The sequence below is a fragment of the Saccharopolyspora sp. 7B genome (assembly GCF_020177435.1).
GTDB lineage: Bacteria > Actinomycetota > Actinomycetes > Mycobacteriales > Pseudonocardiaceae > Saccharopolyspora_C > Saccharopolyspora_C gregorii.
Map to the genome: position 1 here is coordinate 1 of NZ_JAIUKC010000002.1, position 15,846 is coordinate 15,846.

Annotated in this window: 7 protein-coding genes; all 7 read left to right on the forward strand. The window is 75.3% G+C overall.

Features of this window, described 5'->3' with window-relative positions; genetic code table 11:
• Window positions 1-157 precede the first annotated feature (157 nt).
• The 7 genes from LCD33_RS00030 to LCD33_RS00060 are packed head-to-tail and all read left to right on the forward strand — an operon-like array spanning window position 158 to window position 15,752.
• Complete coding sequence (locus LCD33_RS00030; RefSeq protein ID WP_224965850.1) at window positions 158-670, forward strand: hypothetical protein; 513 nt, start codon at window positions 158-160, stop codon at window positions 668-670.
• Window positions 667-3,321: a methyltransferase gene (locus tag LCD33_RS00035; protein ID WP_224956320.1), complete on the forward strand. Its 2,655-nt coding sequence runs from the start codon at window positions 667-669 to the stop codon at window positions 3,319-3,321. Before LCD33_RS00030 ends, LCD33_RS00035 begins: the two co-directional genes overlap by 4 nt.
• A 27-nt stretch (window positions 3,322-3,348) precedes the next feature.
• Entirely contained in the window at window positions 3,349-5,190 is a 1,842-nt protein-coding gene (gene asnB / locus LCD33_RS00040) for an asparagine synthase (glutamine-hydrolyzing) (protein ID WP_224956321.1), read from the forward strand.
• Between the two features lie 26 nt (window positions 5,191-5,216).
• On the forward strand, window positions 5,217-6,434 hold the full coding sequence (locus LCD33_RS00045) for a cytochrome P450 (protein WP_224977353.1): 1,218 nt from the start codon (window positions 5,217-5,219) through the stop codon (window positions 6,432-6,434).
• Window positions 6,435-6,457: 23 nt separating this feature from the next.
• Window positions 6,458-8,071 carry a (2,3-dihydroxybenzoyl)adenylate synthase gene (locus tag LCD33_RS00050; protein ID WP_224977354.1) on the forward strand — a complete coding sequence of 538 codons (1,614 nt, stop codon included), beginning with the start codon at window positions 6,458-6,460 and terminating at the stop codon, window positions 8,069-8,071.
• A complete protein-coding gene (locus LCD33_RS00055; protein WP_224965855.1) occupies window positions 8,068-9,240 on the forward strand; it encodes a cytochrome P450 in 1,173 nt (390 codons plus the stop codon). Before LCD33_RS00050 ends, LCD33_RS00055 begins: the two co-directional genes overlap by 4 nt.
• A gap of 11 nt (window positions 9,241-9,251) precedes the next feature.
• Window positions 9,252-15,752: a non-ribosomal peptide synthetase gene (locus LCD33_RS00060; protein WP_224977355.1), complete on the forward strand. Its 6,501-nt coding sequence runs from the start codon at window positions 9,252-9,254 to the stop codon at window positions 15,750-15,752.
• Window positions 15,753-15,846: the final 94 nt, after the last annotated feature.

A 15,846-nucleotide genomic window follows, 5' to 3' on the forward strand; every position in this document is an offset into this window, starting at 1 on the left:
GCCCCCGCGGGGCCCCCCCCGGGCAGTTCCCCCGCCCCCCCCCCCCCCCCCCCCCCCCCCCCGCGGGCCCGGCCCCCGGCGGGGCGCCCGCGCGGGGGGGGGGGGGGGGGGGGGCGCCGCGGGGCCCCCCCCCCCGGGGGCGGGCTGGCGCGGCGGCGTGCGCCGCACCGGGGAGGCGCGGCGCACCGACGTCGAGCTGCCGCACTTCCCGGGCCGGGTCACCGTGCTCACCCAGCTCAGCACCGAGGACGAGCGCCTCGCCGCCGAGCTGGGCCTGGAGCGCGGCGACTGGCGCACCGTGCTGTGCGGCGAGCACGTGCCCGCCGTGTTCGACCGGGTGCGCGGGACGGACCGGGCCACCGCGATCGCCGACCTGCGCCGGGCGAGCCTGCTCGACCTGGCCGGGCGCTCCCGCTTCGTGACGATGACCGTCCGCGCGGACGGGGAACGCGGTGGTGCGCCCGAGTCCCGCACCGCCGTGCTGCACGGGGCGGGCAACGCCGAGCTCAGCGGGGAAGTGGCGGCCGCCGCCGTCGCCGCGGTGCTCGCCGGGACCGTCCCGGCCGGGCGGCACTACGCCGCGGACGTGCTCGACGCGCGCGCGGTGGTCGCCGAGCTGTCCGCCCGGGTGACCTGGCCCGCGGACGACGACGAGGAAGGTGTGCTGTGAACGTGCCCCTGGACGCGCTGCGGCGCGTCGAGCGGACCAGCCTGGCCGCGATGCTGCGGGTGCTGCGGGACGCGGTGGGTGCCCAGCCCGCGAGCGAAGCCCAGCCCGTCACCGAAGCCCAGCTCCGCCGCGCGCTGCGCGTCGCACCCCGCCACGAGTGGCTGCTGCGGCGCTGGCTCGTCGCGCTCAGCGAGGAAGGTCTGCTCACCGCCGAGCAGGACCGCTACCGGCTCGCCGAACCGTCCGGGATGGACGTCGACGGGCTCGCCGCCGACTACCGGGAACTCGGTTTCCCCGACGGCATGGCGCGGTTCCACCGCGCCGCGCTGGACCGGCTCCCGGAACTGCTGCGCGACGAGGTGCGCGCGCAGGACCTGCTGTTCGACGGGGACGACGTGCTGGACGCGCTCACTGCCTACCAGCGCAACGCGTTCACCGACCACCTCAACGAGACCTGCGCCGCGCTCGTGGTCGCCGCCGCCTCCCGGCGCGCCCCGCTGCGCGTGGTGGAGCTCGGCGCCGGAGGCGGCGGGACCACCGAGGCCGTGCTGCGCGCGGTGCGGGCGGCCGGGGCGCCGGTCGAGCACCGGTTCACCGACGTCTCCCGGCTGTTCGCGCCCGTCGCGCAGCGGCTCGGGCTGGCGGCGGAACTGCTCGACGTGGACGCCGACTTCGCCGCGCAGGGCTTCGCGGCGGGCAGCGCCGACCTGGTGCTGGCCGGCAACGTGCTGCACAACGCCCGCCACCTCGGCGAGACCCTGGCGCGCGTCCGCGCACTGCTGGCGCCCGGCGGGGAGCTCGTCTGCACCGAGTCGGTGCGGGACAACCGCGCGATGCTCACCTCCATGCAGTTCCTGCTGTCCGCGGAGGACGGCCGGGATCGGCACACCGACCGGCGCGCCGCGAGCGGCGAGGTGTTCCTGGACGACGCCGGGTGGCGTGCCGAACTGCGCGCCGCCGGGTTCGAGCTGCGGGCCGTGCACCCGGAACCCGGGTCGCCGTGGGCGGCCGCCGGGCAGCTGCTGTTCCACGCGGTGCGCCCCGGCGCGGCGGACGTCGCCGACGTGCTGGCCGAGCTCGGCGACCGCGTCGTGCTGGAGACCGGCACCGCGACCCGGACCGCCGCGCGGCTGCGGGCGGCGCTGGGCGGGGAACCGGAAGCGGACGAGCGGGTGCGCGGCCTCCTCGCCACGCTCGGCGCGGGCACCGGCCTCGCCGCCGCGCTCGGCCCGGAACCGGGACGCACCGGCGTGCTCACCGGCGACGGGGCGGCCGCGGTGTGGTCGGCGGGCGGAACCGCCGTGCTCGGCGACCCGGCGGCGACGCCCGCCCGGCTGCTGGCCTGGCTGGAGCGTTCCGAGGTGGAGACCGCCGTGCTGCCCGCCGAGCAGGCGCGGGCCCTCCCGGACCTGCCCGCCGCGCTGATGACGGACCTGTCCGCGCTGCGCCGGGTGGTGCTCACCGGCGCCGAGCTCACCGCGGCGGAGGCGGCCGCGTGGGCGGAGCTGGACGTGGAACCGCGCGGTGCCGTCGCGCCCCGACCGGCCGGAGATCTCGCCGCGGACGTGGCGGCCGCCGCCGACGCCGAGATCGCCGGGCTCGACCAGGACGCCGCCCTCGACGCGCTGCGGCTGGTGGACGCGGCGGCGCTGCGCTCCATGCTCGCCGCCCTGGTGCGCGCCGGATGGTCCGCCGCGGCAGGTGGAACCGACTCGGCGGAGCGGATCCTCGACGCCGCCGCGGTCGCCCCGGAGCACCGGGCGCTGGTGCGTCGCTGGCTGGTCGAACTGGCGCGGGAAGGGCTGCTGGTGCACCGCGACGGCGGCTACGCGCCCGTGCCGGAGCACGCGGAACTCCTGCGGATCGACGATCCGTGGCGGGAAGCGCGGGAGCGCTGGCTGGCCGCGTTCGGCGCCGCCGAGACCGTGGACTACGCGCGCGGCAGCGCCGAAGCGCTGCCCGAGCTGATCACCGGCCGGGCGCAGGCGGTGCTGCTGCTGTTCCCCGAAGGCCGCACCGACCTGGCCCGCGCGCTGTACCGGGAGAGCATCACCGCCCGCTACCAGCAGCGCGCCGTGGCCGCTCTCGTCGCCGAGTCCGTCCGGCGCGCGGCCCGACCGCTGCGGGTGCTGGAGGTCGGCGCGGGCACCGGCGCCACCACCGAGGTCGTGCTCGACGCGCTCGGCGGCGCCCGGGTGGACTACCTGTTCACCGACGTGTCCCGGTTCTTCCTCGACCAGGCGCGGCAGCGCTTCGGCGCCGCGGTGCGCTACGGGCTGTTCGACCTCGACGCCGAGCCGGACGCGCAGGACTTCGACGGAGGCCCCTTCGACCTCGTCCTCGGCGCGGGGGCGTTGAACGCGGCCACCGACACCGACGCCTCCGTGCGTCGGCTTCGCGGGCTGCTCGCCCCCGGCGGGCTGCTGGTGCTCACCGAACCGACCACCGAGGAGCACTGGGTGATGGCCTCGCAGGGCCTGCTCATGGCCGACGCGCACGACGACCGCGCCGGGTCCGGAGCCACGTTCCTGTCGCTGCCGCAGTGGCGCGCGGTGCTCGACCGCGCCGGGCTGCACCGCGAGCTGGAACTCCCGCCGCCCGGGCACGCGCTGGAACCCCTGGGGCACCGCGTGTTCGTCGCGCGCGCCTGAACCTCCCCGCTACGAAAGGAAGAACCCATGTGCGGCATCACCGGTTGGGTGGCGTTCGACGACGACCTGCGGGCCCACCGCGACATCGTGGAGGCCATGACCCGCACCCTCGCCGACCGCGGACCCGATGACGGCGACGTGTGGCTGGACCGCCCGGTCGCCCTCGGCCACCGCAGGCTCGCCGTCATCGACCTGCCCGGCGGCCGCCAGCCGATGCGGGTGGAGACCCCGAGCGGGCCGGTGGTGCTGGTGTACTCCGGCGAGACCTACGACTTCACCGAGCTGCGCGAGGAGCTGGCAGGCCGCGGCCACCGCTTCGCCACCGCCTCCGACACCGAGGTGGTGCTGCGCGGCTACCTGGAGTGGGGCGAGTCCGTCGCCGAACGGCTCAACGGCATGTACGCCTTCGCCATCTGGGACGGCAGGCACGAGCGGCTGGTGCTGGTGCGGGACCGGATGGGCGTGAAACCGCTGTACTACCACCGCACGCGCGACGGAGTGCTGTTCGGCTCCGAACCGAAGGCGGTGCTGGCGAACCCGGCGTTCCCGCGCCGCGTCGACACCGGCTGCCTCCGTGAGCTCGTCGGGTTCACCAAGGCCCCCGGCTGGTCGCTGTGGAAGGACCTGCACGAGGTCGAACCGGGCACGGTGCTCACCGTCGACCGGGACGGGATGCGGGAACGCACCTACTGGCGGCTGGAGACCGCGCCGCACACCGACGACGCGGAGACCACGATCGCCCGGGTCCGCGAGCTGCTCGGCGACGTGGTGCCCCGCCAGCTGGTGTCGGACGTGCCGCAGTGCGTGCTGCTGTCCGGCGGCCTCGACTCCAGCGCCATCACCGCGCTCGCCGCCCGGCACCTGGCCGGGCAGGGGCGGGCGGTGCGCTCCTACTCGGTGGACTTCGCGGGCTACGAGGAGAACTTCCGGCCCGACGAGTTCCGCGAGACCCCGGACTCGCCGTTCATCCGCGACGTCAGCGCGCACGTCGGCTCCCGGCACCGGGACGTGGTGCTGGACTCGAAGCTGCTCGGCACGCCCGAGCTGCGGCGGGCGGTGGTGGCGGCGCGGGACATGCCGATCGGGCTCGGCGACATCGACAGCTCGATGTACCTGCTGTTCCAGGCGATCCGCGAGGAATCGACCGTCGCGCTCTCCGGCGAGTTCGCCGACGAGCTGTTCGGCGGCTACGTCTGGTTCCACCACCCGGCCGCGCGCGACGCCGACACCTTCCCGTGGCTGGCGTTCCAGAACACCTACACCGCCGACCGCACCGGGCCGCTGCGGCCGGAACTGCGGCAGGCGCTGGACATCGGCGGCTACGTCGCCGACCAGTACGCGGACGCCGTCGCCCGCGTCGAGCACCTCGACCACGAGGACGCCGCCGAACGACGCATGCGCACCAGCAGCCACCTGCACATCACCCGCCTGGTGCGGGCGATGCTGGACCGCAAGGACCGGATGTCGATGGCCGTGGGCCTGGAGGTCCGCGTCCCGTTCGCCGATCACCGCCTCGTGGAGTACGTCTACAACGCGCCGTGGGCGCTGAAGACCCACGACGGCCGGGAGAAGGGCCTGCTGCGCGGCGCCGTCGCCGACCTGCTGCCGGAATCCGTGGTGCGGCGGGTGAAGAGCCCCTACCCGTCCACTCAGGACACCCGGTACGCGGAGGAGTTGCAGCGCCAGACCCGCGACGTGCTCGCCGAACCCGACCACGCCGTGTTCGAGGTCTTCGACCGGGACTGGCTGCGCGGCACCGCCGAACGCGATCCGGCCACCGTCACCGGGGAGGTCCGCACCGGGCTCGAACGCGCCCTCGACTTCTACCACTGGGCCGACCTGTACCGGCCCGAACTGGAACTCGCATGACCACGACCGAAAGCGGGGGAACCGCCATGACCGACCTCCTGGAACCGCTCGTACTGGACGAGGACTTCGTGCAGCGCTCGCACGAGGTGACCGCGCGGCTGCGCGAGACGACGCCGGTGCGGTTCGTCGTGCTGCCCGGCGGTTTCCCGGTGTGGCTGGTCACCGGCCACGCCGAGGCCCGCGCCGCGATGACCGATCCGCGGCTGAGCAGCCACCACGTCTACGACCGGCTGGAACGGATGCGGCTGGCCGCGGCCGGTGCCGGGGAGGACGCGGAGAGCCTGTTCGCCCCGGAGCTCGCGCAGAACCTGCTCAACCTGGACCCGCCGGACCACACCCGGCTGCGCAAGCTCGTCTCCGCGGTGTTCACCACCCGCTCGGTCGCCCCGCTGCGCCCCCGCATCGAGGAGATCACCGACGAGCTACTGGACGCGATGGCCGCCGCGGGGGAGGCGGAACTGCTCGCCGACTACGCCTACCCGCTGCCGATCCGGGTGATCTGCGAGCTGCTCGGCATCCCGTTCGCCGACCGGGACCGGTTCACCGACTGGTCCCGCACCATGGTCGCCGCGACCACCCCGGCGGAGGTCGGGGCCGCGTCCAAGCTGATGGCCGGCTACCTCGGTGATCTGGTGGAGGCCAAGCGGGCTGACCCCGGCGAGGACCTGCTGTCGCGGCTGGTGCACGTGAGCGAGGACGGCGACCGGCTGTCCCGGGACGAGCTGATCTCCACCGCCGTCGTGCTGCTGACCGGCGGTTTCGAGACCACGGTGAACCTGATCAGCAGCGGGATGCTGGCGCTGCTGCGCCACCCGGACCAGCTGGCGCTGCTGCGCTCCCGGCAGGACCTGCTCGGCGGGGCGGTGGAGGAGTTCCTGCGGTACGAGACGCCGAACAACCTGTCCTCGCCGCGCTACGCCACCGAACCGGTCGAGCTGGGCGGGGTGGAGATCCCCGCCGGGCACTTCGTGATGGCCTCCTGGCTGTCGGCGAACCGCGAACCCCGCTTCGCCGACGCGGACCGGCTCGACATCACCCGCAAGCCGGGCGGGCACCTGGCCTTCGGCCACGGCATCCACTACTGCCTCGGGGCGCCGCTGGCCCGGCTGGAGGGCGAGATCGCCTTCGGCCGGTTGCTGGCGCGCTTCACCGACGTCGAGCTCGCCGTGCCGGAGGAGGAGCTGCGCTGGCGGTTCAGCACCGCCATGCACGGCCTGGAAACCCTGCCGCTGCGGCTGCGCTGACCCCGCTGGAGGAACGAGACATCATGGCTCCGCTCGAAGGAACCACCGGCTGGCCCGCCGACTTCGCCGCCCGCTACCGCGAAGCCGGGTACTGGGCCGGGCGCACGCTCGGCGGCCTGCTGCGCGACTCGGCGCGGCGCGCACCGGAGCGCACCGCGCTCGTGGACGGCGACCGCCGATGGGACTACCGGGAGCTCGACGACGTCGCCGACCGGGTCGCCGCCGGGCTCCGCGCGCACGGCATCGCGCCGGGCGACCGCGTCCTGGTGCACCTGCCGAACGTCGCCGAGTTCGCCGCGCTGCTGTTCGGCTGCGCCCGCGCCGGTGCGGTGCCGGTGCTCGCGCTGCCGCCGCACCGGGAGACCGAACTGGTGCACCTGGCCGAGCTCGCCGGTGCCGTCGCCTACGCGATCCCCGCCGAGCACGGCGGGTTCGACCACCTCCCGCTCGCCGAGGCCGTCACCGCGGGCGCCCCGTCGGTGCGGCACGTGTTCGTCGTCGGCGGCGATCCGGGCCGGTTCACCCCGTTCGACGCGCTCACCGCCGCCGAACCGGGGGACCGCGCCGACGACGCCGCGCCGGAGGACGTCGCGGTGCTGCTGCTGTCCGGCGGCACCACGGGACTGCCGAAGCTGATCCCGCGCACCCACGACGACTACGCCTACAACGCCCTCGCCAGCGCCGAGGTCTCCGGGCTGGACGCGGCATCGGTGTACCTGGCGGCGTTGCCCGCGGCGCACAACTTCGCGCTCGCCTGCCCCGGTCTGCTGGGCGCGTTCGCGGTCGGTGCGACGGTCGTGCTCAGCCCCGGCGGTGACCCGGAGACCGCGTTCCCGTTGATCGAGCGGGAACGGGTCACGGTGGTCGCGCTGGTGCCGCCGCTGGTGCTGGTGTGGCTGGACGCCGCCGAGCTGTTCCGGCCGGACCTGTCCAGCCTGCGGTTGCTGCAGGCCGGTGGATCGCGGCTCAAGGACGATCCCGCCCGCCGGGTGCGGTCGGTGCTGGGCTGCGCGCTGCAGCAGGTGTACGGGATGGCCGAGGGCCTGCTCAACTTCACCCGCCTCGACGACCTGGACGAGCTGGTCATCGGCACCCAGGGCCGGCCGCTGTCCGCAGATGACGAGGTGCTGGTGTGCGACCAGGACGGCGACCCGGTCCCCGACGGCCAGGTCGGCGAGCTGCTGGTCCGCGGTCCGTACACGCTGCGCGGCTACTTCCGCGCCGAGGCGCACAACGAGCGCTCGTTCACCGCCGACGGCTTCTTCCGCACCGGCGACCTGGTGCGGCGGCTGCCTACCGGGCACCTCGTCGTGGAGGGCCGCAGCAAGGAGGTGATCAACCGCGGCGGCGACAAGATCCCCGTCGAAGAGGTGGAGAACCACCTGCTGTCCCACCCGGCGGTGCACGACGTGGCGCTCGTCGGCTTCCCCGACGAGGCGATGGGGGAGCGCAGCTGCGCGTTCGTGCTCGCCGCGGGCGAACCGCCGAACCGGCGCGACCTGGTGGAGCACCTGCGGCGGCTCGGCGTCGCCGCGTTCAAGCTGCCGGACCGGGTGCGGGTGCTGGAGTCCTTCCCGCGCACCGGCCTCGGCAAGGTCGACCGGCGGGCGCTGGCGGAAGGGCTGGTGCGGCCGTGACCGTGGAGACTTACCCGTTCAACGCGGCGGAAGGGCTCGACCTCGCCCCCGCCTACCGGCGCGCCCAGCGCACGCCGGGCCCGGTCCGCGTGCAGCTGCCGTTCGGCGAACCCGCCTGGCTGGTGACCCGCCACGACGAGGCCCGGTTCGTGTTCGCCGACCCGCGCTTCAGCCGGGCGATGGCGCAGGAGCGGGATTCGCCGCGCACCACCCCGCACAACCCGGTCGGCATCGTGACGATGGATCCGCCGGAGCACACCCGGGTGCGCACCCTCGTCGCGAAGGCGTTCACCGCGCGCCGCGCCGAACGGCTGCGCCCGTGGATCCGAGAGCTGCTGCACGAGCGCATCGACGCGATGGCGGCGCCTGCCGACCTCGTGGCCGAGCTGGCGCTGCCGGTGCCGATCGCCGTCATCTGCGAACTGCTCGGCGTCCCGGCGCGGGACCGGGACCGCTTCCAGGGGTGGAGCGAGGCGGTGCTGTCCACCAACGGGCTGCCACCGGAGCAGATCGTCGAACGCACCGGGGCGCTGCGGACCTACGTGGCCGAGCTGATCGCGGCCCGCCGCGACCGGCCCGCCGACGACCTGATGTCGGGGCTCGTCGAAGCGCGCGACGAGCAGGACCGGCTCTCCGACCTGGAGCTGGAGCAGCTGTGCATCGCGCTGCTCGTCGGCGGCTACGAGACCACCGCCTCGCAGCTGGCCAACTTCGCGCACCTGCTGCTCCAGCGGCCCGGCGGTCTCGTCGAGCTGGCCGCCGGCCCGGACCGGGACCGCCGCGCCGCCGCCTGGGTGGAGGAGCTGCTGCGCTACGTGCCGATGGCCGCCGCCGCGGCGATGCCGCGCTACGCCCGCGAGGACGTGGCCGTCGGTGGACAGGTGGTGCGCGCCGGCGAGCCGGTGCTGGTGGCGATCGGTGCCGCCGACCGCGATCCCGGGCGCTATCCGGACCCCGACGTGCTCGACCCGGACCGGGATTCCCGCGGGCACCTGGCGTTCGGGCACGGCGTGCACCACTGCGTCGGCGCCGCGCTGGCGCGGATCGAACTGCAGGAGAGCGTGCTGGCGCTGGCGGAGCGGCTGCCCCGGCTCCGCCCGGCGGGCGAGGTGCGCTGGAAGACCGGGCTGTTCTTCCGCGGCCCGCAGACGTTGCCGGTGACCTGGTGAGGAAAGGGGCCATGACCGTGCCCGCACACGACCCGACCGACCTCGCGGCGTTCCGCGCCGAAGTGGCGGAACTGCTGGACCTGCCCGCCGACGGGATCTCCGACGCGGAGAACCTGATCGCCCTCGGCCTGGACTCGATCGCGATGATGCAGCTGGCCGCGGGACTGCGCCGCCGCGGGCGCGCCGTCTCGTTCGGCGACCTGGCGGCCGAACCGACCTTGGCGGCCTGGGGAGCGCTGCTCGGCGGTGGCGCGGCAGTGTCCGAAGTGGACTCGATGGCGGCCGGAACCGCACGAGGCGAGTCCGATGTGGACGAAGGGGCGCCGTTTCCGCTCGCGCTGATGCAGCACGCCTACTGGGTCGGCAGGCGCCCCGGCCAGCGCCTCGGCGGCGTCGCCGCGCACTTCTACGACGAGTTCGACGGCCGCGGCGTCGACCCGCACCGGCTGGAGGACGCGGTGCGTGCCGTGCTGCGCAGGCACGGCATGCTGCGGGTGCGGATCCTCGACGACGGCACCCAGCGGATCCTGCCTGCCAGCCCGTGGCCCGGGCTCACCACACACGACCTGCGCGGTCTGTCCACTTCGGATGCTGAAGCTGAGCTGGAGCTGATCCGCGCCGAACTCTCGCACCGCAGGCTCGACATCACCGCGGGCGAGGTGTTCGACGTGCGGTTGTCGCTGCTGCCCGGCGGGCGCACCCGGGTGCACGTCAACCTCGACATGATCGCCGCCGACGCGCTGAGCCTCCGGGTGCTGCTCGCCGACCTCGCCCGCCACTACCTCGGTGAGGGCGAGCCGGAACCGCTGGCGTACGGCTACCCGCGCTACCTCGCCGACCGCGCCGCCCGCCGCAGCGCCGCCGACGCGGCCGCCGACCGCGAGCACTGGCGGACCCGGCTGCCGGAACTGCCCGGCCAGCCCGAACTGCCCGCCGCGGGCGACTCCGCCGACGACGCCACCGTCGTCGTGCGACGGCACCGGCTGCTCGGCCCCGACGAGGTGGCCCGCTGGGAGACCGCGGCCCGCGGGCACGGGTTGACGCCCGCGATGGCGCTCGCCGCCGTGTTCGCCGAAACCCTCACCGCGTGGAGCGCGCAACCCCGTTTCCTGCTGAACCTGCCGCTGTTCGACCGGGAACCGCTGCACCCCGACGTGGCCGGGCTCGTCGGCGACTTCACCTCCTCGGTGCTGCTGGAGTGGGACGGCGCCGCGCCCGGCACGTTCGCCGAGCGGGCCGGGCGGGTGCAGGAGCGGTTCCACGCCGACGCCGCGCACGCCGGGCACTCCGGCGTCGAAGTGCTCCGCGACCTGTCCCGCGCCCGCGGCGAGCAGCAGCTCGCGCCCGTCGTCTACACCAGCGCGCTCGGGCTCGGGCCGCTGTTCCCCGACGCGGTGCGCCGCGCGTTCGGCGAGGCGTCCTGGATCATCTCGCAGGGGCCGCAGGTGTGGCTGGACGCGCAGGTCACCGAACTGGACGGCGGCCTGCTGGTGAACTGGGACGCCCGCGAGCACGCGTTCGCGCCCGGCGTGCTCGACGCGATGTTCACCGCCTACTCGGACCTGCTGGACCGGCTGCTCGCCGACGACGCGGCCTGGACCGCCCCGCCGCCGCGGCTCGCGCCGGACGCGCAGCTCACCGCCCGCGCGCCGGGCGGCGACGCGCCGGAACCCCGGTGCCTGCACACCGATTTCTTCCGCCACGCCCACGAGGACCCGGGCGCGATCGCGCTGCGCTGGGGCCGCGGCGGGGAGCTGAGCTACGGCGACCTGGCCGGGCGGGCGCTCACCCTCGCGGGCGCGCTGCGCGCCCGTGGCGCCGGGCCGGGTGAACTGGTCGCGATCTCGCTGCCTAAGGGGCCGGAGCAGGTCGTCGCCGCGCTCGGCGTTCTGGCCACCGGCGCCGCCTACCTGCCGCTGCCGGTGGACCACCCGCCCGCGCGCCGGGAGCGGGTGCTCGCCTCCGCCGGAGCCCGGATCGTGGTCGACGCGGACTTCCCGGTGCACGGCGCGGCACCGCTGCCCGCACCCGCCGCGACCGCGCCGCGGGACCTGGCCTACGTGCTCTACACCTCCGGTTCCACCGGGGAACCGAAGGGCGTGGAGATCACCCACGCGGCCGCGATGAACACCATCGGCGACCTGGTGGAGCGCTTCGGCCTCGACGAGCGGGACCGCACCCTCGCCGTGTCCCGCTTCGAGTTCGACCTCTCCGTGTTCGACGTCTTCGCCCCGTTGAGCGTCGGCGGTGCCGTGGTGTGCGTCGAGCAGGACGCGCAGCGCGACGCGACGAGCTGGCTGGACTCGGTGCACCGCCACGGCGTCACGGTGCTCAACTGCGTGCCGACGCTGCTGGACATGCTGCTCACCGCCTGCGACGAGCGGCCGCTGCCGCTGCGCGCGGTGTTGCTCGGCGGGGATCGGGTCGGCACCGACCTGCCCGGCCGGCTCGCCGCCCGCGCCCCCGGTTGCCGCTTCGCCGGGCTCGGCGGCACCACCGAGACCGCCATCCACTCCACCGTCCAGGAGGTCGTCGGCGACGCGGTCCCGGCGAGCTGGAGCTGCGTCCCGTACGGCGAGCCGCTGCGCGGCGTCAGTTGCCGGGTCGTCGACGCGCTCGGCCGGGACTGCCCCGACCAGGTGCCCGGGGAGCTGTGGATCGGCGGCGCGGGAGTCGCCCGCGGCTACCGGAACGACCCGGAGCGCACCGCCGACCGGTTCGTCGAGCACGCCGGGGTCCGCTGGTACCGCACCGGCGACCGCGCCCGCTACCTGCCGGACGGCGGTATCGAGTTCCTCGGCCGCGCCGACCACCAGGTCAAGATCCGCGGCCACCGCGTCGAACTCGGCGGCGTCGAAGCGGCGCTGGCCGCGGCGGAGGGCGTGACCGGCGCGGTCGCGGTGCTCACCGGCGGCAGGCTCGGCGCCGCGGTCACCGGCGCGGCCGACCCGGAGCGGGTGCGGGCCGCGCTCGCCGAACGGCTGCCCGCGCACATGCGGCCCGACCTGCTCGTGGTGCTGCCCGCGTTCCCGCTCACCACCAACGGCAAGCTGGACCGCGCCGCGGTCGCCACCGCCGTCGCCGAGCAGGACACCGCCGTACCGGAGCGGATCAGCCCGCCGCGCGGCGCCGTGGAGCCGGCCGTGGCCGCGGCGTGGCGCGACGTGCTCGACGTCGCGGAGGTCGGCCGCGAGCAGGACTTCTTCGCGCTCGGCGGAGATTCGCTGCTGGCGACCAGGGTGGTGGCGCGGCTGCGCGCCGACGGGTTCGCCGGTGCCGGGCTCGGGGCGCTGTTCGAGAGCCCGGTGCTAGCCGATTTCGCCGCGGTGGTGGGGGAATCCGCTGCTGAGGTGGCGGGTTCCGCCGCCGCGTCGAGCGGATCCGTCGCGCCCGCCGTGCGCACCGACCCCGCGGCCCGCTTCGAACCGTTCCCGCCCACCGACGTGCAGCTGGCGTACTGGCTGGGCCGCGCGGACGGCTTCACCCTCGGCGGCGTCGGCTGCCACTTCTACCGCGAGTACGACGTCCCCGACCTGGACGTCCCGCGGCTGGAGGAGGCCGCGAACCGGCTCATCGCCCGGCACGAGATGCTGCGCGCCGTCTTCGACGAGCGCGGCGAGCAGCGGGTGCTGCCCTCGGTCGGCCGGTTCCGGATCGCGGTCACCGACGCCGGCGACGACCCGGAGCGGGCGTTCGCCGAACTCCGCGAGACCTGGTCGCACCACGTCTTCGACTCCGCGCACTGGCCGCTGTTCGGCATCGCGGCCTGCCGCGCCGGGGACCGCACCCGGCTGGCGATCGGGATGGACAACCTGGTGCTGGACGCGTTGAGCATCCTGCACTTCTACGCGGAGCTCGCCGCGCTCTACGCCGACCCGGACGCGGAGCTGCCGCCGGTCGGCCTGTCGTTCCGGGACTACGTACTCGGTGCGGAACCGGACCCGGCGGAGCTCGCCGCGGCCCGCGAGCACTGGGCGCGCGCGGTCCCGGAGCTGCCGCCCGCACCGGAGCTGCCGCTGGCGGTGGACCCGGCGCGGGTCGTGCGGCCCCGGTTCACCCGGCGCGCGGCGACGATCGACGCCGCGGACTGGGCGGTGCTCGCCGCGCGCTCCGCCGAGCACGGCGTCACCCCGTCGGCGGTGCTGCTCACCGCGTTCGCCGAAGTGCTCGGGCAGTGGAGCGCCCGGCCGGACCTGACGCTGAACCTCACCCTGTTCGACCGCCGCGAAGTGCACCCCGACGTGCAGCGGGTGTTCGGCGACTTCACCTCGCTGCTGCTGGTCGCCTGCCGGCCGGAGGCCGCGGACAGCTGGCTGGACCGCACCCGGCGGGTGCAGGGCGAGCTGTGGCAGGCGCTGGACCACCGCAGCGTGTCGGCGGTGCAGGTGCTGCGCGAACTCGCGAAGCGCACCGGCGCCGCCGAGGTCACGATGCCGGTGGTGTTCACCAGCGCGCTGGGCGTGTCGGCGGGCACCGAACCCGGCGATCCGTTCGGCGAGCAGGTCTGGGGCATCACCCAGACCCCGCAGGTGTGGCTGGACCACCAGGTGGTCGAGCGCAGCACCCCCGGCGGCACCTGCGTGGACCTGAACTGGGACGCGGTGGAGGAGCTGTTCCCGGCGGACGTCCTGGACGAGATGTTCGACGCCTACCTGCGGCTGCTCGCGCACCTGGTGCGGCGGCCGTGGCGGGATCGGGTCCCGGAACTGCTGCCCGCGGCGCAGCGCGCCGCGCGGGAACGGGTCAACGACACCGCGGCGCCGGAGCGGGAGCCGCTGCTGCACGCGCCGTTCTTCCGCCGTGCCACCGAGGATCCTGCCGCGGTGGCCGTGCTCGGCGACGAGGGCGAGCTCGCCAGGGGCGCGTTGGCGGAGCGCGCGCTGCGGATCGCCGCGCTGCTGCGCGACCGCGGCGTCGAACCCGGTGCGGCGGTGGCGATCTCGCTGCCCAAGGGCGTCGACCAGATCGCCGCGGCGCTCGGCGTGCTCGCCGCGGGCGCGCACTACGTGCCGATCGGCGTGGACCAGCCCGCGGTGCGCCGCGACCGCATCCTCGGTTCCGCGGGTGTGGCGCTCGCGATCGTCGAGGACGAGGTGGACTTCCCGGTGCCCACCGCCACCGTCGCCGAAGCCGCGGCCGGTCCGGTCGCGGAACCGGTGGCGGTGGACCCGGAATCGCTCGCGTACGTCATCTTCACCTCCGGATCCACCGGGGAACCGAAGGGCGTGGAGATCACCCACCGGGCGGCGGCGAACACCGTCGAGGACGTGGTGCGGCGCTTCGGGATCGGTTCGCGGGACCGGGTGCTGGCGGTGTCGGCGCTGGAGTTCGACCTGTCGGTGTTCGACCTGTTCGGGCTGCTCGGCGCCGGGGGAGCGGTGGTGTCGATCGCCGAGGACGAGCGCCGCGCGCCCCGGCGGTGGGCGGAATCGGCGGCCCGGCACGGGGTGACGGTGTGGAACTCGGTGCCGATGCTGCTGGACGTGCTGCTCGACGTGGTCGACGGCGGTGCTCCGACACCCGCCGCGCTGCGGCTCGCGCTGCTGTCCGGGGACTGGGTGGGGCTCGACCTGCCGGACCGGCTGCGCGCCGCGGTGCCGGGCGCGGACCTGGTCGCGCTCGGCGGGGCCACCGAGGCCGCCATCTGGTCGAACGCCTTCGAAGTGTCCGGAGTGGACTCGGAGTGGCGGTCGATCCCGTACGGTTTCCCGTTGCGCAACCAGCGGTTCCGCGTCGTCGACGAGCTCGGCCGAGACCGGCCGGAGTGGGTGCCGGGCGAGTTGTGGATCGGCGGCACCGGGGTCGCGCGCGGCTATCGGGGCTCCCCGGAGCTCACCGCCGCGAAGTTCCTCGACGACGGCGAGCACCGCTGGTACCGCACCGGTGACCTCGGCCGCTACCGGCCCGGCGGGCTGCTGGAGTTCCTGGGGCGCCGCGACGACCAGGTGAAGGTGCGCGGCTACCGGGTGGAGCTCGGCGAGGTCGAATCCGTGGTGGCCGAGCACCCGGCCGCCTCCCGCGCGCTGGCGGCGACGGCGGGCGACGGCTCCTCGCGGCGCGTCGTCGTGGGGGTGCTGCCCGGCGAGGTGGTACCGGACCCGGCCGAGATCCGGGCCTGGTGCGCGGACCGGCTGCCGGTGCACATGCTGCCGGACCAGGTGCTGCTGCTCGACGAGGTCCCGACGACCGCGAACGGCAAGCTCGACCGGGCACGGGTCGCCGAGCTGGCGGCGGCCGACGACGGCGTCGCCGAACCCCCGGCGGGCCCGGTGGAGCAGGCGGTGGCCGCGGCGTGGAGCGAACTGCTGCGCACCCCGGTGACCAGCAGGGACGCCAACTTCTTCGGTCTCGGCGGGGACAGCGTGCAGGCGATCCGGTTCATCGAGCTGGCCCGCCGCGAGCTGGACGTGGAGCTGGAGCTGGCGCAGCTGTTCATCACCCCCACCGTCCGATCGCTCGCCGAGCACGTGGCGGAACTCGGCGCCGAGGAGGTCGTGGAAGGAGCCATCTGACCGCCGCTGAGCTCTCCTCCGGTTGCGCAGCACCGGGGTGGCGGAACCTCGGGCGGTTCCCTCGCCGCCCGTTTTCCCGGTGTCGCCGCGATTT